Below are 20,821 nucleotides of genomic sequence, written 5' to 3'. Positions count from 1 at the left end.
ACATGAATAAATGGTTAATCGCAACAACGGCTTTGCTGGTCTCGGGCGGTGCATGGGCCGACGCTTTCAGCGGCGAAGTGGAAAAACAGCCGCTGAATATTTCGGCCATCGTGATGTTCCTGATTTTCGTGGGCGCAACCCTGTTCATCACCAAATGGGCAGCCAAACAAAACAAATCCACCAAAGACTTCTACACTGCCGGCGGCGGTATTTCCGGCTTCCAAAACGGCTTGGCGATTGCCGGCGACTTTATGTCCGCCGCGTCGTTTTTAGGTATTTCCGCCATGGTGTACACCACCGGTTACGACGGCCTGATCTACTCCACCGGCTTCTTGGTGGGCTGGCCGATTGTATTGTTTCTCGTGGCCGAACGCTTGCGTAACTTGGGTAAATTCACGTTCTCCGACGTAGTCGCCTACCGCCTGAAACAAAAACCGGTGCGCGTGTTTGCAGCCAGCGGTTCGCTGTTGGTGGTGATTCTGTATCTGATCGCGCAAGTTGTGGGCGCAGGCAAATTGATTCAGTTGCTGTTCGGCATGAGCTACACTTCCGCAGTGGTGATTGTGGGCGTGCTGATGGTGGCTTACGTGCTGTTCGGCGGCATGCTGGCAACCACTTGGGTGCAAATCATCAAAGCCATCATGCTGCTTTCCGGTGCAACCTTTATGGCGTTTATGATTCTGAAAACCAGCGGCTTCAGCTTGGAAAGTATGTTCCTGAAAGCCACCGAAATTCATGAAAAAGGCACGGCGATTATGGTGCCGGGCGGCTTGGTGTCCAACCCGATCGACGCACTCTCGCTGGGCTTGGCGTTGATGTTCGGTACCGCCGGTCTGCCGCACATTCTGATGCGTTTCTTTACCGTACCCGATGCCAAAGAAGCACGTAAATCGGTATTCGTTGCCACCGGCTTTATCGGCTACTTCTACCTGCTCACTTTCGTCATCGGTTTCGGCGCGATCATCTTCGTTACCAAAGACAACCCGCAATTCTTCACCACTATGGTGAACGAAGGCAAAACCGTAGTCGAAATGATCGGCGGTACCAACATGGCGGCGGTTCACCTGTCCGGCGCATTGGGCGGCAACCTGTTCTTGGGCTTCATTTCAGCCGTAGCATTCGCCACCATTTTGGCGGTAGTGGCCGGTTTGACCCTCTCCGGTGCGTCTGCGGTAAGCCACGACTTGTATTCTTCTGTAATCCGCGAAGGCAAAGCCACTCAAGAAGAAGAAATGCGCGTATCCCGCTTGGCTACTTTGGGCTTGGGCGTTCTGGCGATTGTGTTGGGTATTGCGTTTGAAAACCAAAACGTAGCGTTTATGGTGGGCTTGGCGTTCGCGCTGGCTGCTTCGGCCAACTTCCCGATTCTGGCTTTGTCGATGTTCTGGAAAGGCCTGACCACACGCGGCGCGGTTATCGGCGGTTTCTTGGGCTTGTTGGTTGCTTTCGTGCTGATTATTTTAGGCCCGACCGTTTGGGTGAAAGTGCTGCACAACAAAGAAGCCATCTTCCCGTACAGCAACCCTGCCCTGTTCTCGATTCCGCTGGCCTTTATCGCAGCTTGGTTCTTCTCGATTACCGACAAATCGAAACAGGCCGAATTGGATAAAGCAGGCTTCGAAGCTCAATATGTACGCTCGATGACCGGTATCGGCGCGGCTGAAGCCAGCGACCACTAATAAACATCGTTCCATAGCATATAGCAAATAAACTTTATTTCTGCTACGGCGTTGCTGCGCTTTGCCGTACTACCTGTACTGTCTGCGGCTTGCTGCCTTGTATCAAAAATAAGTTTATTTGCTATAACAGGCCGTCTGAAAACGATATTTCAGACGGCCTCAATATTGAGTACAATGCCGTCTGAAACAAACGCCCGTAAGGAAACTTCATGTATTTTGTAGACCGCACCGCCGTGGTGCTGAAACCCACCGCACACTTTCTGGCATGGCTCAAACAGGCCGACGACAATATGCCCGATTTAACCGTCGAACAAATCCGCAGCAACTGCTCGGTGTTTCTCGTGCCGCAATTCGACGAACCCGAAGCCGTGGTTTCCTACTTCGACGAGCGTTACCAGCAAATCTTTGAAGCCGAAATCGCCGGTTGGGACATCCCCAAAAACAAATGGCCCGAAGACATGAGCCTGAAAGCATTTTGGGAATATTTCGAAGTAGAAATCCACGATATGGTGCTGGACATGGAAGATGCCGACATGACCATCAGCCCCGTGTTCGACAACATGATGTAAACCATGCAGGCTTTTCAGACGGCCCTCAAGCACTCGAAAACCGGCCTCGTGCTGACCGTTTTACTGCACATCTGGGCGGCCGCCACCTGTTTGTTCTCCTTTTACGGCACGTTCCGCATCATCGGCCTGCTGCTTTTATCCGCCGCATTCGCATGGGCTTGGCAGACGCAAAAACTGCGCCGACACGATGCCATACACAAGATCGCCGTCAGCAGGCAGGGAAACGCCGCCGTTTTCGTCGGCAGCGAACAAACTGCCTTTACCGCCAGCCTGTGCGCAGGCAGCCTGATTTCCCGCTACGCCCTGTTTTTAAAATGGGACTTGGGCGACCGGCAGATTCGGCAGTTCATCCTGCCCGACATGACCGACCGCGAAAGCTACCGCCGCCTGCTCGTATGGGCGCGCTGGGGGCAACCGAAACCATAAAACAGGCCGTCTGAAAACACGCTTTGCGTGTTTCGCCAAAACACGCTTTGCTGGTTTTCAGACGGCCTCACACACCGACACAACACCATCATGAAAACACTCAACGACTGGTTATCACATCTCGAAACCGCACACAGCGCCGGCCTGATCGACATGGGCTTGTCGCGCGTCGGCGAAGTCAAAGCCGCCATGAACCTCAACCCGCAATGCCCCGTGATCGTCGTGGCAGGCACCAACGGCAAAGGTTCCGTCTGCGCCTTTCTTAGCCAGATTTACAAACAGGCAGGCTTCAAAGTCGGCACCCTCACCAGCCCGCACCTGCTCAAATTCAACGAACGCATCGCCGTCAACGCCGAGCCTGTAAGCGACGACACCATCGTCGCCTCGTTCGAGCGCATCGAAGCCGCGCGCGGCGATATTTCGCTGACTTATTTCGAGTTCAACACCTTAGCCGCCGTCGATATTTTCATGCGCGAACAAGTCGACGTGATGGTGCTCGAAGTCGGCTTGGGCGGCCGCTTGGATGCCGTTAATATTTTCGATGCCGACTGCGCCGTCGTTACCAGCATCGATTTGGATCACCAATCCTTCTTGGGCGACACCGTCGAACAAGTCGGCTACGAAAAAGCAGGCGTGTTCCGCAGCGGCAAACCCGCCATCTGCGGCCAAAACCCACCGCCCGAATCCCTGCGGCAACATGCCGAAAATATCGGCGCGGAACTGTTGCTGATCAAGCGCGATTTCGATTTCAGCAAACTCGAACAGCAGCAATGGTCGTTCCATTTCCACCCGCAATCCGGCCAAGTGTTTTCAGACGGCCTCAAACGCAACCGCAACGCCCTGCCGATTCCCGCCCTGCGCGGCGCATACCAACTGAACAACGCCGCCTGCGCACTGGCCGTTATCGAATGCCTGAACGACAAACTGCCCATCGACATCGGCTCCATCAAACGCGGCCTGCTGCTCGTCAGCAACCCCGGCCGCTTCCAAGTGCTGCCCGGCCGGCCGCTGGTGATTCTCGACGTAGGCCACAACCCGCACGCCGCCCGCGCCTTGCGGCAAGGGTTGATAGCACTGCCGTTCGCCCAAAAACGCACCGCCGTGTTCAGCATTCTGGCCGACAAAGACATCGATCAAGTGCTGGATATCGTTAAAGACCAGTTCGACGAATGGTACATCGCCCCGCTCCATCTGCCGCGCGGTATGGATATTGCCGCTTTGAGTCAAAAATTGTCAGAACACAACATTGAAAACATTACACGTTTTGACAATGTTCAGACGGCCTTCCAAGCTGCTTTGGCGGCTTCTTCGGAAAATGATAGAATTATCGTTTTCGGTTCATTCCACACCGTTGCCGAAGTGATGGCGACGCTGTAACAGGGTTCAAACATGGCAGCAAACAACCGCAACCGCTTAAGCTCTTTAAGCGAATACGAACAGCTGAAACGCAAAAACCGCCGCCGTTTGGTCGGTGCTTCGGTACTGGTTGTGCTAGCAGGCATTCTGCTGGCGAAAGTTTTGAACCAAGGCGACGAGCAGGACGAAACCGCCCAAAACATCAGCATCGAAAAGTCCGCTTCGTCCGTTCAGACGGCCTCCGAAGATGTGCCGAAAATTTCCATTGATAACCAACCCGCCGCCGAAGACGACGCTTCCGATTTATCGCCTGCCGTCGTGTTGGAGCCTACTCCTGCCGGCAACACCAAGCAAACCGAATTGAACAACCCTTTGCTCGAACAGCAGGAAACGGCACAACCCGCACCCGAACCGGTGTTGGAACCCATGCCCGATACCGCGCCGGAAAAAACCGCCCCCCCCAAACCGATCGTACGGCCGAAAGCCGTTGAGCAAGCCAAACCGGTCGCCCCCCCCAAACCGAAACCCAAACCCGTCGAGCCCAAGCCTGCCGAAGCCGAGGAAGATACCGCCCCGCCGCCGGTAGTCGTCATCAACAACCGTGTAGAGCCTGATTCGAAAGCACAGGCGGAACAAAAAGCCGCCGAAGCAAGGAAAGCCGCCGAACGCGCCGCAGCCAAAAAGCAAGCCGAACAGAGACAGGCGGCAGCCGAACAACAAAAATTGCACGAGCAGAAAAAAGCCGAAGAAGCCAAACAGCAAAAAGCCCGGGAACAGGCAGCCAAAGAAGCGGAGCGCAAAAAACAGGCCGAACGCGAAGCAAACCGCCTCAAAGCCAAAGCGGAAGCCGACAAACGTGCAGCGGAAGCCGCCAAGAAAAAACAGCAGGCGGAAAGCCGGAAAAACGCAGAAGACGCTTTAAACAACAAATCAGGGCCGTCTGAAAAAAGCGATCCCAAAACCATTTTGGAAGGCAAACAGGCTTCAAGCGGCAAAGCCATCATTCAGGCCGGAGCGTACAGCAGCCGCGATCAGGCCAAACACATACAGCAAAAACTCGCCGATGCCGGTGTAAGCGCATACGTCAGCGAAGCCCAAACCAGCAAAGGCAAAATCTACCGCGTGCGCACGAGCAGCTACCCCGATCGGGATGCGGCAAACCGCGCCCTGAGCAAACTCCGCCGAAACGGTGTGGACGGCATCGTGATTGGTCAATAAAAATGGCAATATTCGATATTCTCGCTTTGGGTGTGATCGCCGTCAGCATCATCGTTTCCATGGTGCGCGGCGTGATTACCGAAATCACCTCGCTGATCACATGGATTGCGGCTTTCATCATCGCCAAAATGTTTGCCGTGCCTTTTGCCGACATCGCCTTCAGTTCGGTAAACCCGCACGGTTTGGCCGTAGCCTTATCCTTTGTGTTATTGTTTTTTGCTGCATGGCTTGTGCAGCATTTTTTACGCTCGCTGCTCACTTCGGCGGTATCGGCAATGGGCTTGGGCAGCATCAACCGCATGCTCGGCGGGGTTTTCGGCGCAGCCAAAGGCGTTTTGCTGGTTACGTTGGCCGTCTTAATCTGCTCGTTTACCGATTTGCCGCAAACATCCGACTGGCAGCAATCGTTCAGCGCAGTATATTTCGAAGCCTTGGCGCAGCTCGCCGTGCCTTATCTGCCGCCGGTGGTGGCCGATAAAATTCAGTATCCGACGCTTTAATCTCTGGAGAATCTTAAAAAATGTGTGGTGTATTAGGTCTGATAGGCCATCAACCCGTAAACCAAAGCCTGTATGACGGCTTGCAAATGCTGCAACACCGCGGTCAGGATGCGGCAGGCATCGTTACCGCCGAAGGCAATATTTTCCATATGCACAAAGGCAAGGGCATGGTGCGCGACGTTTTCCGCACCCGCAACATGCGCGAATTAACCGGCAATGCCGGCATTGCCCACGTCCGCTACCCTACTGCGGGCAATGCAGGCAGCAGCGCAGAATCGCAGCCGTTTTACGTCAGCTCGCCTTTCGGCATCGTGCTGGCGCACAACGGCAACCTCACCAACACCGACGAGCTGTACGAAAACGTCTGCAACAAACATCTGCGCCACATCAACACCTGCTCCGATTCCGAAGTGCTGCTCAATGTATTCGCACACGAATTGCGCCGCGAAGTCAGCGGCTCCTCCAGCAATATCTCCAACAACATTTTAAGCGTAGACAACATCTTCAACGCCGTGGCCGAATTGCACAAACGGGTGCGCGGCGCATACGGCGTGGTGGCCCTGATTGCAGGCTACGGCATGGTGGCTTTCCGCGATCCCTACGGCATCCGGCCGCTCACGCTGGGCACGCAAACCGACGAAAACGGCAAAACATCTTATGCCGTTGCATCCGAATCGGTGGCGTTCAACAGCTTGGCCTTCGACTTGGAACGCGATATCGCGCCCGGAGAGGCCGTATTCATCACTTTCGAGGGGGAATTTTTCTCACGCCAATGTGCCAAAAACCCCAAACTCAGCCCCTGCCTGTTTGAATACGTTTACTTCGCCCGCCCCGACTCCGTTATCGACGGCGTATCCGTATATCAGGCACGCTTGAACATGGGCGTTACTTTGGCTGAAAAAGTGAAGCAAGAGCTGCCTATCGACGACATTGATGTTGTGATGCCCGTGCCCGACACCAGCCGCCCCAGCGCGATGGAGCTCGCTCACCACTTAGGCAAACCCTACCGCGAAGGCTTGATTAAAAACCGCTATATCGGCCGCACTTTCATTATGCCCGGCCAAGCCACCCGCAAGAAATCCGTGCGCCAGAAACTCAGCCCGATGGAATGCGAATTCAAAGGCAAAAGCGTTTTACTTGTCGACGATTCCATCGTTCGCGGCACCACCAGCCGTGAAATCGTAGAAATGGTGCGTTTATCCGGCGCGCGCAAAGTTTATTTTGCTTCCGCCGCCCCCGAAGTGCGCTTCCCGAATGTTTACGGTATCGACATGCCTACCCGCGAGGAATTGATTGCCAACAACCGCACCGTTGACGAAATCTCCCGTGAAATCAGCGCAGACGGCTGCGTGTTCCAAAATCTCGACGAATTGGAAGAAGTGATTCGAAAACTCAACCCCAATATCGACTCTTTCGATACTTCATGCTTCAGCGGCTGCTACTTAAGCGGCGATATCGACGAAAATTACCTGCAACAATTGTCGGCGGGGAAATCGGCTGCCGTTGTCAGCCATTTGCTGACCGGAAAAGTCGAATCCGGCATCCAAATCAGCAATGAAAACGATGAGGATGGATAAACTTCTCTTACGATTGAAATGCTTAAAACACTTTATTGAATTTAAAACACTTGTAAAAAACCGGCTGCATCTGCATGCCGGTTTTTCTGATTTTCCGAACACCGGATACGGAGACCGCCGGCTAAAGCAAACCATACGCCTGTCGGAACAAGCCGTAAGCCAAATAAAACATCATTACCGCAATCAAACTATCCAGTATCTGCCACACCCGTTCACGGCGGAACAGCGGTTGCAGCAAACGGGCTCCGTAGCCCACCCCTGAAAACCATACCGCAGAAGCCGTTACCGCACCGATAAGAAATTTCAATTTATCCGCTTCGGACAAACCGGCCGCACTGCCGCCGATCAATATCACGGTATCCACGTAAACATGCGGATTAAGCAAAGTCAACGCAAGCGTGGCGGCTGCCGCCTGTAATGCCGACGGCGTGGCCGTATCCGCCCCTCCCGCTATCGAAAGATGCCCGCCGCCCCGATAAGCACGTCTGAGGCTGAGTGCGCCATACACCAGCAAAAACAATCCTCCGGCCAGCGATAAGGCAACGGTTGCGTACACATTGTCCGCAAGCAGCGCGGAAATACCGAACACCCCCAAACCGATAAGCGCCACATCGCACAGCCAACACAAGGAAACCACCACACCGACATTTTGTTTCAGCAGCCCTTTTCGCAATACGAACGCATTTTGTGCGCCGATGGCAACGATCAAACCTGCTGAAATCATGAATCCGTTTAAGAAAGCCGTCATCTTAAAAGTTTTCCTTCAAACCTGTTTTACCGTCCGGCTCACGCGCCGTTTGCCGCATAATCTGCAAAGCGTTCGGCTATCATTTCACGCAAAGCGCTCCGCCTGTTGCCGCTTTCCCGGCAGGCCGTCTGAAAAACGGCCTGAGCGCCCCAAAACACAAACCGCTCGCGGGCGCGGGTAACGGCGGTATAAAGCAAGGCCCTGGAAAAACTTTCCGCACTGCCGCCGTTTTCCGGTGAAGGCGGCAGCAGCCACACTTCCCGATACTCCGAACCTTGGCTTTTATGTACGGTCAGCGCAAATGCGGTTTCATATGCAGGCAGGCGGCTGAGGGCGATTTTGCGGTAACTTTCCGCACTTGGGAAATAAGCCGCCAACATATCGGGAGCGGCATCATCCGGCATCACCAAGCCGATATCGCCGTTAAACACATCCAATGCATAATCGTTACGCGTAATCATCACCGCCTGCCCCGCAAACCACTGCACATCGGCACGGGCGCGCCCGTAGCGTTGCAGGCAGCGGCGGTATTCCTCGTTAAAGGCCGCCGCATCATCGCGCCATGCCGCCAATACTACAGCGTCGGTTTGATGTTCAAACGCCTTCTTCACATCGCCTGCATCCACAGCCTGCCAATAATCGGCGTGCTTGCCATACAGCCATTCCGCCTGCTGCCTGATGCTGCCTGCACGCACCTCCAACTCGGCGGGGAAACGGGCAAACTGCGCCCATGCGGTTTCGGCATCGCCCTCCACTACCGCCCGTGCCAAACAGCCGATGCCGCTGTTTTCACCGAAACGGTGGCTGGTTTTCAGACGGCCTACGTTCTGCGACAACGGCGGCGGATGATCGGCAACGGCAAATCCGTGCTGCGGCAGCATGGCGGCAAGCTCTTGCGCCGTATCCGAATCCAGCACCGTTTCTTGCGCCAATTCCGCCAGCACCGCCCCCGCGCCCACCGAAGGCAACTGGTTTTCATCGCCCAGCAAAATCACGCGACATCCCTGAGGAACGGCACGCAGCAAATGCAATAGCAGCGACACATCCAACATCGAGGCTTCATCCACCACCAGAATATCCAGCGGTAACGGTCGTTCCCGATCAAACAGCGGCTGCATCTGCGGCGGCCTTAACTTGAGCAGGCGGTGAACGGTTTGGCCTTCGAGTTGCAGCAAATGCCGCTTGGCTTTTTCGGGCAGTTCAAACCGGTTTAACGCTTTATGCAACGCCCGTGCCATGTGCGCGGCGGCTTTGCCCGTGGGTGCTGCCAACGCGATTCGGGGCAGTTGCGTATTGTTTCCGCACAAAAGGCCGAGCAGCTTGGCCACCGTGGTGGTTTTGCCCGTGCCGGGGCCGCCGCTGATCAGCATAAACGGCTGCAACAACGCCAAAGCCGCCGCATCACGCTGGCCTTCGCTGCCTTTTTCGCCGAACCATTCCGCCAAATTCCGCCCTGCCTGCAACCAATCCGCCGCTTCAACTTCCGCCACTGCCAACCGCACGATTTCCGCCGCCAAATCGCGTTCGAGCTGCCACATGCGGCCGAGAAAAAGCCGTTTGCCGTCCAACACCAGCGGCATGCCCTCTCCTTTGCCGACCACATTTGAGGCCGCAGCCAGCTCTGCCGCTTCGCGGTTGTCTACCCAAATAAACGAATGCCCGTCTTGCAGGGCGGCAAACAGGCGCGGAATATAAGGGGCGGCAACGGCGGCATCGGCGGGAGCATGGCGTTCGAGCAAGGCAACGGCAGCTTCGGCAGCGGCTTGGTCGGGGTCGGATGGCAAAGCAGTAGTCATTTCTCTATCTCCGGATACGAAAGGCCGTCTGAAAAGTTTCAGACGGCCTGAATTATAGCCGAAGAAAGCAAGGTAAAAGTTAGCGGAACAAATCCATCACTTTCGCAAACACCATCACCACGCCATAACTGAGCGGCACAGCAGCCAACGCCCAGCGCGACCATACTTTCATGCCGCCGTGCGAAACTTTATCTACCGCCAGATAAGCATCGGAAAGCGTAGTTTCATCGGAAGGGTTATGGCTCTCCGCCGCTTCTTTCACGCTTTTGTCGTGGTATTTTTCATGCACGGGTTTTACCCACAGGTTGCACAGCAGCCCGGCCACCAGCAAAGCCGCCATGATATACATGGTAATGCTGTAAGCCTGTGCCGCAGGTACGCCGCCGTCAATCTGGCTTTGGCGGATATAGTTCACCAGCACGGGGCCGAGCACGGCGGCGGCGGACCATGCCAGCAATAAACGACCGTGAATCGCGCCTACCTGCAACGTGCCGAACAAATCTTTCAGATAAGCCGGAATCGCCGCAAATCCGCCGCCATACATCGACATAATCACACAAAAACCGATAACGAACAGCGTTTTGTTTCCGCTCTCGCCCAAAGAAGGCACGGCGAAATACAGCAGCGAACCCAGCACGAAAAACACCGTATAAGTGTTTTTACGGCCGATTTTGTCGGAAATACTCGACCAGAAAAAGCGGCCGCCCATATTAAACAGGCTGAGCAAACCCACAAAACCCGCCGCAGCTGCCGCGCTAACCGCCGCACTTTTGCCGACCGATGTTTCGGAAAACAATTCCTGAATCATCACCGAAGCCTGCCCCAACACGCCGATGCCCGCCGTTACGTTCAGGCATAAAATCCAAAACAGCAGCCAAAACTGCGGCGTTTTCACCGCTTGGCCCGCGTTCACATGGTTTTTGCTGACCAGTTTTTTGTTCTTTACCGGCGGCACAAAACCTTTGGGCCGCCAGTTTTCGGCAGGCACGCGGATGGTAAACACGCCGAACATCATAAAAACAAAATAAAAAATCCCCAGCACCACAAACGTTTCGGCCACGCCGGTGGAAACCGGGCTGCCGAAGAAATTCATCAACGCCACGGAAAGCGGCGAGGCCAGCATCGCGCCGCCGCCGAAGCCCATAATGGCCAAACCGGTTGCCATGCCGGGTTTGTCGGGAAACCATTTCATTAAGGTCGACACCGGCCCGATATAGCCCAACCCCAAACCCACGCCGCCGAGCACGCCGTTTCCCAGATACAGCAGCCAAAGATTATGCGTATGCACGCCCAAAGCGGAAACCAAAAAACCCGAGCCGAAACAACACGCGGCCACAAACATTGCCTTACGCGGGCCTACCCGCTCCATCCAAGTGCCGAACAACGCAGCCGATGCGCCCAGCACGGCCAGCGCGATACTGAAAATCCATCCCACGGTAGCCAGCTTCCAATCGCCGGAAACCGGTTCTGTGATGCCGATGATTTTGGTTAACGGGGCATTGAACACGGAATAGGCATAAATCTGCCCGATGGATAAATGAACCGCCAATGCCGCGGGCGGAACCAGCCAACGGTTGAAATCCGCTTTGGCAACGGTATTTTCCCTGTCTAGAAAAGACATGATTTTCCTTATAAAAATGTGTGTGTAAACAAAAGGCTTTGCGAAACGGCGGGAATTTTACCAAAAACCGGCCATCCTCCGCACAAAGGCGGGCTTGATTTATTTGCACTTCCAACGTGCAGAAAATTCATATTCGGCCGTGAAAAGCCAAATCGTGCAGCCGCCGCAACCACACCGTTCATACGGAAGCTGCCGTTATAATCGTCAACAAACTTTTATCACGGTCTGTTATGCCGGGCTTGCCCCGAAGATGGCGTATGTTATTTTTAAGCTGCCTCTCCATAGAGGCCGTCTGAAAACCCGCCGCCTTTTCAGACGGCCTCGAATCACGTTATATTTATATCTTTACCGCTTACCGCCCGAAAGGAACACCATGCAAACCCAAGCCGTTATCGACCACATTACCGGTTGGTTGAAAGACTATGCTGCCACAGCCCGTGCCAAAGGCTTTATCGTCGGCGTTTCAGGCGGCATCGATTCTGCCGTGGTATCCATTCTCGCCGCCCGCACCGGCCTGCCCACACTGCTTTTGGAAATGCCCATCCGCCAAAAAGCCGACCAAGTCGACCGCGCCCAAGCACACATCGACGATTTGAAACACCGTTTTCCCAACGTGCGCGGCGAACGCATCGACCTCACCCCCACCTTTGACACTTTCGCCCAAACCGTGGAAGTGGACGAAACCGACTATCCGGCCAAACAGCTTGCCCTTGCCAACGCCCGTTCCCGCCTGCGTATGGTTACACTTTATTACTACGGCCAAATCAACGGCCTGCTCGTTACCGGCACCGGCAACAAAGTGGAAGATTTCGGCGTGGGCTTCTTTACCAAATACGGCGACGGCGGCGTGGACATCAGCCCGATTGCCGACCTGTTGAAAACGCAAATCTACACGCTGGCCGCCGAGCTAAACGTTATCGAATCCATTCGAACCGCCGTGCCTACCGACGGATTGTGGGATACCGAACGCACCGACGAACAGCAAATCGGCGCAAGCTACCCCGAGCTTGAATGGGCGATGACGGTTTATGGCAAACACGGCCCCGAAGAATTTGAAGGCCGCCAACGCGAAGTGCTGGAAATCTACACCCGCCTGCACCGCGCCATGCAGCATAAAGTCAACCCCATCCCCATCTGTCCGATTCCGCCCGAGTTGCTGGCCTGACCCATCAAACAGCAAAACAACCCTCAGGCCGTCTGAAAGCATATCCGCCAATCCATCTTTTTCAGACGGCCTCAAACCACCTCAAACAACACTCCCGCCATGCAGCTCACCACCCCGCCCCTCGCCCCCAAAACCCTGCAAACCCTCCGCACACTCGATATCCGCACGCTTGAAGATTTGCGCAAGCACGGCGCAGTGCAAACTTTTCTCCTGCTCAAAGCAGCGGGGCTAACCGTTACCCGCAGCACCTTATGGCAGCTTGCCGCCCTGTTGAACGAAACCCGCCCCCAAGATTTAAGCCTTGCAGAAAAAAACGACCTGCTCGAAGCCGTCCGCCGACACCCACCCGTCGATGTCTTCCCGATGCCGTCTGAAATGGAACACTTTATGCAAACGGCCCTGCAACAAGCCGGGCAATCTGCCGCCTTGGGCGAAATACCGGTCGGTGCCGTCGTCGTAAAAAACGGCGCACTAATCGCCGCCGCCCACAACACCTGCATTCACAGCCGCAACATCAGCCATCACGCCGAAATACGCGCCCTTGCCGCTGCGGGAGAAGTTTTGCAAAACTACCGTCTCGACGGCTGCGATGTCTACGTTACACTCGAACCGTGCAGCATGTGCGCCAGCGCCCTCATCCAAGCCCGCGTGCGGCGCGTGATTTACGGTGCGGCCGAACCAAAAACCGGAGCCGCCGGCAGTATCATCAACCTGTTTGCCGACACGCGGCTCAACCGCCACACCGCCGTAAAAGGCGGCATACTGGCCGAAGAATGCGGCGCATTATTGCAAACATTCTTTCAAAACCGCCGCTAACCCGATTCTTACCCGCCATATACAAAAGAGGCCGTCTGAAAACTTTTCAGACGGCCTCTCCCTATCGATTCGATTCAAACCAATCAAATATATTCCACAGCCACAATATCATACTCGCGCAAACCGCTCGGAGCCTGCACCTCGGCCACATCACCCTCCTCTTTACCGATTAAAGCACGGGCGATAGGCGAACCGACATAAATTTTATTAAGTTTGATATCGGCTTCATCCTCACCCACGATTTGGTAACGTACCTGCTCTTCAGTATTCAAATCTTCCAAAGTAACGGTTGCGCCGAATACCACCTTGCCTTCTGCATGGATCTCGGCAGGATTGATGATATGGGCGCGGGCAAGTTTATGCTCCACATCGGCAATACGGCCTTCAATAAACCCCTGACGCTCCTTGGCAGCTTCATATTCGGCATTTTCCGACAAATCGCCATGCGATCGCGCTTCCGCAATCGCTTCGATCACTGCTGGACGCGCCACGCTTTTCAGGTGTTGCAATTCTTCTTTCAATAATTCGGCACCACGCACGGTTAACGGAATTTTCTGCATGTTTTTTCTCCACGAAACGGCTTCATACCCGAATAAGAAAGCACAATAACCATGCAAAGCACAACGCTTTACACAGTATTCGGCCTTTCCCCGATATACGCCGCATTCAATCCGGTTCTGTAAATAAAAATACAAGCCGCCCGAATCCGGCGGCTTGTTTGGAATAACTTTTGTTAAATGGCATTGTACCAAAGAAGGCGGAAAAAGCAACATCGTTACCCGCTTTAAGAGGCCGTCTGAAAAAACCTGTGGGCTTATCTATACAGTTTTCAAACACCCAATCTTTCTAGGTTGATAACTACCTATAGCAAAAAGAGAAACCTTATACCGTTCCGGTTTCTCTTTTTGCAGGGTTTTTCGATATTTTATGCTGAGGAGAATCTTAGAACGGAATATCGTCGTCAATATCATCCACAGGAGCTGCCGGCGCGACGGGAGCTTGACGGCGCGGCGCGGCAGGCGGTGCGCTTGGTGCTTCCTGCTGGTAAGCAGGAGCACTTTGGTAAGATTGCTGCGGAGCGGATTGCTGATAACCGCCTTGCCCGCCGTCGTATTCAGCCGAGCCGCCGCTGCGCGCGCCCAGCATTTTCATTTCGCTGCCGATAATATCGTAAGCCGTGCGCTCGATTCCGTCTTTACCTACATATTTTCGGCTTTGGATACGGCCTTCGATATACACGGAACTGCCTTTACGCAAGTATTGGCCGGCCACTTCCGCCAAGCGGCGGTAAAGTGTGATGTTGTGCCATTCTGTACGTTCTTGCCGTTGGCCGCTGTTACGGTCGTTCCAAACTTCGCTGGTTGCTATGCTGAAATTACACACGGCTTCGCCGTTCGGCATATACCGCACTTCGGGATCGCGCCCCAGATTGCCGATAAGAATCACTTTATTTAATGATGACATTACTTTACTCCTGAGATAATTTTTTCGGCGGCTGTCTGGTCGAATCCTTTCTGCAACGCCTTGATATAAACGGTTTGTTCGTCCACGCTGAAGCTCACGGCTTCCGTACCCTGCAAGGCGGTGAGTGCGGCATGCAAATCCGCCGTACGCCCCTGCCACTCCGTCGGCACGGTAAATGCGATATTTTTAACAGGCTTGGGCGCAGGCGCGAACATTGCTATCAACATCCATAACAGCATCAGGGACGTACAAAATGCAAATACGCCACTGAAGCCGTAATGCTGGAAAATCCAACCGCCCGATGCACCGCCTGCAAACAAGCCTACCGATTGCATGGTGTTGTAAACACCCATCGCCGTGCCTTTTAAATCCGCCGGGGCAATTTTCGATACTATCGAAGGCAAGCTTGCTTCCAATACGTTGAATCCGATAAAGTAGATGGTCAGATATACGGCAATCATCCATATCGACTCCAAACCGTACATCAATCCCATCTGCGCGGCGGCGATACAGCCGATGCCGCCTAAAAATACCTGCTTTAGTTTATTGCGCGTTTCGCCGATGATAATCAACGGCACCATCAAAATCAGCCCGATAATGGTGGCGGGCAGATAGATTTTCCAATGTTGGATTTTATCCAGCCCTAAATGTTCCAGAGCGAAAGGCAACGAGATAAACAAGGCCATTTGTGAGGCATGAAGGGCGAAGATACCAAAATCCAAACTCAGCAACTGGGTGTTTTTTAGCACTTCACCGATGCGGGAAGGCTGTGCTTGGGTGTCTTCATGCAACTTTGATTTAACCGGATCGGGTGTAACCCATGCGACGACCGCAATGCTTATTACCGTCAGCACGCCTGTCAGCATAAACAGGCCGGGTACGCCGATAATCCCTGATAATGCGGGAGCCAACACCAAGCTGGCTGAAAATGTTAAGCCTATGCTCAACCCTATCATGGCCATGCCGCGGGTACGCACTTCATCGCGGGTTAAGTCGGCCAGAAGCGCAGTAACCGCCGCACTGATAGCACCTGCTCCCTGCAAAGCCCGCGCCACTACGAGCATTTCCAAAGTATTGGCGGCGGCAGCCAAAAAACTGCCTGCTGCAAACACAATCAACCCGACGTAAATTACCCTTTTGCGCCCGAACTTATCCGAAGCTATCCCTAAGGGCAGTTGCAAAGCGGCTTGCGTCAAGCCGTACATGCCCATTGCCAGACCAACCAAGGTTTTGTTATTTTCGGCTCCCGGCAAAGTGGCGGCATAGAGGGCAAGCACCGGCAGTACTAAAAACATGCCGAGCATACGCAATGCATATACGCCCGCCAGAGAGCTGCTGGCACGCCATTCGAGAGGGAGCATCTGTGTGCGGTTTTGTTTTGACATAATGATATTGTATTGTTGAGGCCGTCTGAAAATGAACAGGTTGGTTAATGGGGCGATTATACAACGATTGTCTGTTTCTGTTTCAGACGGCCTGAAGATTAAACAGATAAACTTTTATCGCTGCTGCGAAATCCGATGACCTTGCAGAGCCGTCCGCCGCAGCCTTAAACAGGCGGTTTTATAAACCGGCGGCACGGTAGCGGAATCGGTATGTCCGCCACTTGCAGTCCCATACTTGTCATGATTATTTGTGTTTCACGGATTATAAAGCCGTCTGAAAAACTGCTTTTCTTTCAGACGGCTTCTCTTGAAAATACTTACAACATTATCCCCACTGCCAACGGTTGCGCCATGCGCCCAAGACTGCGTTCGGATATTTGTTGCTGCCCAAACTGCCGTTAAAACGGGCCAGTGCCCGTACCAAGTTGCCTCGCTCGACATTATTGTAATGGCGCAAAATAGTACAGCCGTAACGCAGGTTGGTGCGGATATCGAAAAGGTTGTGTGAAGGCTTGCCGATATAGTTCCTCCAAAACGGCATTACCTGCATCAACCCGCGTGCACCGACGTTACTGATGGCGTATTGGCGAAACGCGCTTTCTACTTCAATCAGACCCAATACAACCTGTGTATCCAAACCGGCACGGCTTGATTCATATTGTATGTTGATAAGCAAACGCCGGCGTTCCCCTTCATCAGGCACATAGCGCGCCAAACGGGACGACATATCTTTCAACCAACGCTCTCCGTCTTCGGCACGGGTAAAAACCAAGCGCGGCGGGTTTACATTGTTGATGGAACTGCGCATCACCGAAGCCACGTCGTCAGACAAGGTTTCTTCACGCTGCGCTCCGGCCAGCAGCAATTTCGGACTCAATAAACATGCACCGCCGGCAATCAGTAAGCGACGGCGGTCTACGGATTCAGGAAAAAGAATAGAGGTTTTGCCATTCATAATGTGTCAGGTTTACGGTTGGTACAGGCCGTCTGAAAAGTTTCAGACGGCCTGTACGGTTCATTTTTTATTCAATACAAAAGCATTCCGATATATTTCAGACGGCCTTCTTCCAAGAGGCCGTCTGAAACCATTAATCAAGGTGTTCGCTACTTTGCGCCAATACGGTACGGTTGCCGTTGGCCTCCGGAGCCGAAACGATACCGTCGGCTTCCATTTGGTCGATCAAACGGGCGGCACGGTTGTAGCCGATGCGCAAATAACGCTGCACCGATGAAATGGTTGCTTTACGGGTTTTAATCACGCAGGCAACGGCATCGTCATACATCGGATCTTGTTCTTCATCGCTGCCTCGTCCGCTGTTGGCATTGCTGAACAGATCATCACCGCCCACTCCGGCAGTCAGAATATCGTCTATATAATTCGGTTCTCCGAACTGTTTGAGATATTCGACAACGCGATGAACTTCATCATCTGCAACAAAGGCACCATGCACACGCTTCGGATAGCCGGTGCCCGGCGGCAGAAACAGCATATCGCCTTGCCCCAGCAGATTTTCTGCCCCCATCTGGTCAAGAATCGTGCGGCTGTCGACTTTGCTGGAAACCTGAAATGCGATACGCGTCGGAATATTGGCTTTAATCAAACCGGTAATCACATCCACACTCGGGCGCTGGGTAGCCAAAATCAAGTGGATACCCGCTGCGCGGGCTTTCTGCGCCAAACGTGCAATCAATTCTTCGATTTTCTTGCCTGCCGTCATCATCAAGTCGGCAAACTCATCCACCACCACTACGATAAACGGCAGTTTTTCCAACGGTTCGGGCTCGGAAGGTGTTAAGCTGAACGGATTAGCCATGGTTTCGCCGCGAGCCGCCGCTTCGGCCACTTTTTGATTAAAGCCCGCCAAATTACGCACACCAACATGGCTCATCAAACGGTAACGTTTTTCCATCTCGTTCACACACCATGTCAGCGCATTGGCGGCCAGCTTCATATCGGTAACCACCGGTGCAAGCAGATGGGGGATTCCCTCGTAAATACTCAGCTCCAGCATTTTCGGGTCTATCATAATCATGCGAACTTCATCAGGCGTTGCTTTAAACAACATTGATAAAATCATTGAATTCACGCCAACCGATTTACCCGATCCGGTCGTACCCGCCACCAATAGATGCGGTGCTTTGCCCAAATCGGTTACCACCGGTTCGCCGGTAATGTCTTGCCCCAAAGCAAGCGTCAGTTTGGATTTGGATTCCTGAAAAGCAGGCGAATTGAAAATTTCACTCAAACGTATCATCTGCCGCTTGGGGTTCGGCAACTCCAAGCCCATGCAGGTTTTGCCCGGTATGGTTTCAACCACGCGGATAGAAGCCACGCCTAACGAGCGTGCCAAATCTTTTTCAAGATTCAATACGGCATTACCGCGCACTCCGACATCCGGCTCGATTTCATAGCGGGTGATAACAGGGCCGGAATAAGCATCCATTACCTTTACTTTTACTTTAAATTCGGCCAACTTTTCTTCGATGGTAATGCTGTTTTCCAACAATGCTTCTTCCGTTTGCGTCGCTGTCGGATCAAATTGCGGCGGTTGTAGCAAATCGACCGCGGGCAAATGAGATTCGCCTTTCGGAACGGTAACAATGCGCGGAATCGGCGTTACGGAAGCGGCGGGAACCGTTGTCGTTTCAGACGGCCTCACCAAATTTTCTGCCGATTGTTTCGAAGCATGCTCAAAAATTGCGGCAGTCGCTTCATCTGTTTCATCCGAGGCCGTCTGAAACCCCTCTTTGTCTGCAACTGTCGGCGCAGATTCACTGATCAAGCGGTCTGTAATCGTCCAACGCGGAGTATCGCTAATGTGGGCATTGACTGCAGATACTTCTGCTTCTTCATGTACCACCGCTCGCGGAGAAGAAACGGCAGCAGTATTATGAAATACCGGCGGTTCTGGAATATCAATCACTTGCCGTTCCACCTCAGGCACGGGAGGAGGCTCCACAACGGTTGCCATCGGATCGGGCACAGCGGCATAAGGTGTAAAACGGGTAGATATGGGAGAGGTTCCGGCTATTTTCGGCGGTTGGAGTTTGACCACATGACTCTGCTCGACACGCGCTGCGTCAGGAATCACACTTTCGCGCATCGCCATATTAATGCGGCGGATACGTTGACGATTAACAGGTGAATCGGTTTTTGCCAAATTAGCAAACACCTCACCTTCCGGAATCACTTTCGGCTGAAGCACTTGCACCGGAGCTTGGGCCGTAACCTGACGGCGACGGGCTAAACGCTGACGCAGCAAGTTAGCACGGATATCTTCCACCCCAATGGTTTCGGGAGAATTTAATGCCTGTTCTACCGACTGTATCATTTCAGTACGAGGTATTGTATGCAAAGAAATTTGCCGTACTTCCGACAACACGCGTTCACGTGTCCGTTTCAATGCAGGATCATCTAAATCAATTGTTTTTAATTCAACCACAGGCTTAGGCGGTTCGATTTCTTCTAATGCCGGCCTGAACTGCCAATTGATTTCAACTACTTCCATGTCAGACGTAGGTTTGGAAACAGGTGGCTGTGGTTTGGCTTCCTGCGGTTCAGTATCTGTCGTCGGTGTTTCCCGCAATGCACGGGTGGCCTCTTCCAAGGTAATAACCGGCAAGGAAGAATCTACTATCTTGGCAGGGCGATATTCTCCATCTTCAAAATCCAAATAAGGAGCGGGAGCAATGGATTTCCCGGTTGCACGCAATGGTTTCTGCTCCGGAGAAATTGGCACTTCCGGCACCACTGCACCAAACATCGGAATATCATTTCCTTCTTCTTCATCCGAATCAGGCTGAATGGCTTCGTTTAATGAAAGAACCTGTGTTTTTTCAATCTCATTCACATCTGCAAATTCATGTTGGCTATCTTCTGTTATTTCTACAACATGTTTTACCTCAGACGCAGAGGCAAAGATAGGCAGTTCATTCAAACCGTCATCTTTATTTCTATCACGAACCATTCCTGATGTAGCATCCAACTTGCGGCTGTGCTTCGGAGACAAAGCCCGAAATTTCTCTACGGTTTTATCGTATACCGCCTTAGCCTCTTCCGCTGCCTTATAAATTTGGCGCGTGTTTTTCAGATTTGGATCGACACCCCGCAGTGCTTTCAGTTGCTTTCCATCAGAGGTATCAGATTCAACACCGTTATCTGTTTCTTCATGACGGCTAAGATAAGTAAGTTCCCGTAGCCACTCTTGTTCTTGGCGACGACGGATCCACAACATACCGGCAATAGCACATAACAGCAAAATCAGTAAAAATGTCCACAACATAAACACAACGGCCTTGATTGGTTTCGGCAAAGTTGTTATTTTAACTTGTTTCAGCCTTCACTTGAAGGAATTGTTTTTATTCAAATTACTATTGGTGCATAGTGTAGAAAAATATGGCGATCTGACCTAAATAATCCCATAACATTCTTCCTAAATACATAAAATATCCGGCATGAAAATCAATCATGACAGATAAGTTTCGTGTCTTCGTTCCTTCT

General features: G+C 53.0%; 17 protein-coding genes. 9 read left to right on the top strand and 8 right to left on the bottom strand.

Annotated elements, in window-relative coordinates; genetic code table 11:
* Positions 1–2: 2 nt before the first annotated feature.
* The 7 genes from Q0X97_RS11065 (at position 3) to purF (ending at position 7,325) form a co-directional block, all read left to right on the top strand.
* Positions 3–1,679 carry a cation acetate symporter gene (locus Q0X97_RS11065; RefSeq protein WP_302067503.1) on the top strand — a complete coding sequence of 559 codons (1,677 nt, stop codon included), beginning with the start codon at positions 3–5 and terminating at the stop codon, positions 1,677–1,679.
* 209 nt (positions 1,680–1,888) lie between these two features.
* A complete protein-coding gene (locus Q0X97_RS11060; RefSeq protein ID WP_302067501.1) occupies positions 1,889–2,248 on the top strand; it encodes a hypothetical protein in 360 nt (119 codons plus the stop codon).
* A 3-nt stretch (positions 2,249–2,251) separates the two neighbouring features.
* Positions 2,252–2,674 carry a protein YgfX gene (locus tag Q0X97_RS11055; RefSeq protein ID WP_302067500.1) on the top strand — a complete coding sequence of 141 codons (423 nt, stop codon included), beginning with the start codon at positions 2,252–2,254 and terminating at the stop codon, positions 2,672–2,674.
* A gap of 90 nt (positions 2,675–2,764) precedes the next feature.
* Entirely contained in the window at positions 2,765–4,051 is a 1,287-nt protein-coding gene (gene folC / locus Q0X97_RS11050; protein ID WP_302067519.1) for a bifunctional tetrahydrofolate synthase/dihydrofolate synthase, read from the top strand.
* 12 nt (positions 4,052–4,063) lie between these two features.
* Positions 4,064–5,248 carry an SPOR domain-containing protein gene (locus Q0X97_RS11045; protein WP_302067736.1) on the top strand — a complete coding sequence of 395 codons (1,185 nt, stop codon included), beginning with the start codon at positions 4,064–4,066 and terminating at the stop codon, positions 5,246–5,248.
* Positions 5,249–5,250: 2 nt separating this feature from the next.
* Entirely contained in the window at positions 5,251–5,748 is a 498-nt protein-coding gene (locus Q0X97_RS11040; protein ID WP_302067498.1) for a CvpA family protein, read from the top strand.
* A 20-nt stretch (positions 5,749–5,768) separates the two neighbouring features.
* A complete protein-coding gene (gene purF, locus Q0X97_RS11035) occupies positions 5,769–7,325 on the top strand; it encodes an amidophosphoribosyltransferase (RefSeq protein WP_302067496.1) in 1,557 nt (518 codons plus the stop codon).
* 121 nt (positions 7,326–7,446) lie between these two features.
* On the opposite strand, the gene Q0X97_RS11030 is transcribed toward purF, so the two are convergent.
* The 3 genes from Q0X97_RS11030 to Q0X97_RS11020 form a co-directional block, all read right to left on the bottom strand.
* Positions 7,447–8,073 carry a LysE/ArgO family amino acid transporter gene (locus Q0X97_RS11030; protein ID WP_302067495.1) on the bottom strand — a complete coding sequence of 209 codons (627 nt, stop codon included), beginning with the start codon at positions 8,071–8,073 and terminating at the stop codon, positions 7,447–7,449.
* A gap of 38 nt (positions 8,074–8,111) precedes the next feature.
* Positions 8,112–9,869 (bottom strand): exodeoxyribonuclease V subunit alpha, encoded by a 1,758-nt coding sequence (gene recD / locus Q0X97_RS11025; protein ID WP_302067494.1) that lies wholly within the window; start codon positions 9,867–9,869, stop codon positions 8,112–8,114.
* 79 nt (positions 9,870–9,948) lie between these two features.
* Complete coding sequence (locus Q0X97_RS11020; protein ID WP_302067493.1) at positions 9,949–11,490, bottom strand: OFA family MFS transporter; 1,542 nt, start codon at positions 11,488–11,490, stop codon at positions 9,949–9,951.
* Between the two features lie 373 nt (positions 11,491–11,863).
* Between Q0X97_RS11020 and nadE the strand changes: the two genes are divergently transcribed.
* Together nadE and tadA are read left to right on the top strand one after the other, a co-directional pair.
* The gene (nadE, locus tag Q0X97_RS11015; protein WP_302067492.1) at positions 11,864–12,655 is read left to right on the top strand and encodes an NAD(+) synthase; all 792 of its coding nucleotides are present in this window, start codon (positions 11,864–11,866) and stop codon (positions 12,653–12,655) included.
* A gap of 99 nt (positions 12,656–12,754) precedes the next feature.
* Positions 12,755–13,471, top strand: a complete 717-nt coding sequence (gene tadA / locus Q0X97_RS11010; protein WP_302067491.1) for a tRNA adenosine(34) deaminase TadA — start codon at positions 12,755–12,757, stop codon at positions 13,469–13,471.
* 83 nt (positions 13,472–13,554) lie between these two features.
* On the opposite strand, the gene greA is transcribed toward tadA, so the two are convergent.
* The 5 genes from greA to Q0X97_RS10985 form a co-directional block, all read right to left on the bottom strand.
* Positions 13,555–14,031 carry a transcription elongation factor GreA gene (gene greA / locus Q0X97_RS11005; RefSeq protein ID WP_085390518.1) on the bottom strand — a complete coding sequence of 159 codons (477 nt, stop codon included), beginning with the start codon at positions 14,029–14,031 and terminating at the stop codon, positions 13,555–13,557.
* Between the two features lie 382 nt (positions 14,032–14,413).
* Positions 14,414–14,935: a single-stranded DNA-binding protein gene (locus tag Q0X97_RS11000; RefSeq protein WP_302067490.1), complete on the bottom strand. Its 522-nt coding sequence runs from the start codon at positions 14,933–14,935 to the stop codon at positions 14,414–14,416.
* A complete protein-coding gene (locus tag Q0X97_RS10995) occupies positions 14,935–16,320 on the bottom strand; it encodes an MFS transporter (protein ID WP_302067489.1) in 1,386 nt (461 codons plus the stop codon). Before Q0X97_RS10995 ends, Q0X97_RS11000 begins: the two co-directional genes overlap by 1 nt.
* A 325-nt stretch (positions 16,321–16,645) precedes the next feature.
* Positions 16,646–17,275 (bottom strand): lytic transglycosylase domain-containing protein, encoded by a 630-nt coding sequence (locus Q0X97_RS10990; RefSeq protein WP_302067488.1) that lies wholly within the window; start codon positions 17,273–17,275, stop codon positions 16,646–16,648.
* 133 nt (positions 17,276–17,408) lie between these two features.
* The gene (locus tag Q0X97_RS10985; RefSeq protein WP_302067487.1) at positions 17,409–20,603 is read right to left on the bottom strand and encodes a DNA translocase FtsK; all 3,195 of its coding nucleotides are present in this window, start codon (positions 20,601–20,603) and stop codon (positions 17,409–17,411) included.
* Positions 20,604–20,821: the final 218 nt, after the last annotated feature.

Origin of the sequence: Neisseria sp. MVDL19-042950 (genome assembly GCF_030504625.1) — a bacterium.
Lineage (GTDB): Bacteria > Pseudomonadota > Gammaproteobacteria > Burkholderiales > Neisseriaceae > Neisseria.
The sequence above is the reverse complement of the archived record's forward strand: the minus strand, read 5'-3'. Positions and strand labels throughout refer to the sequence as shown.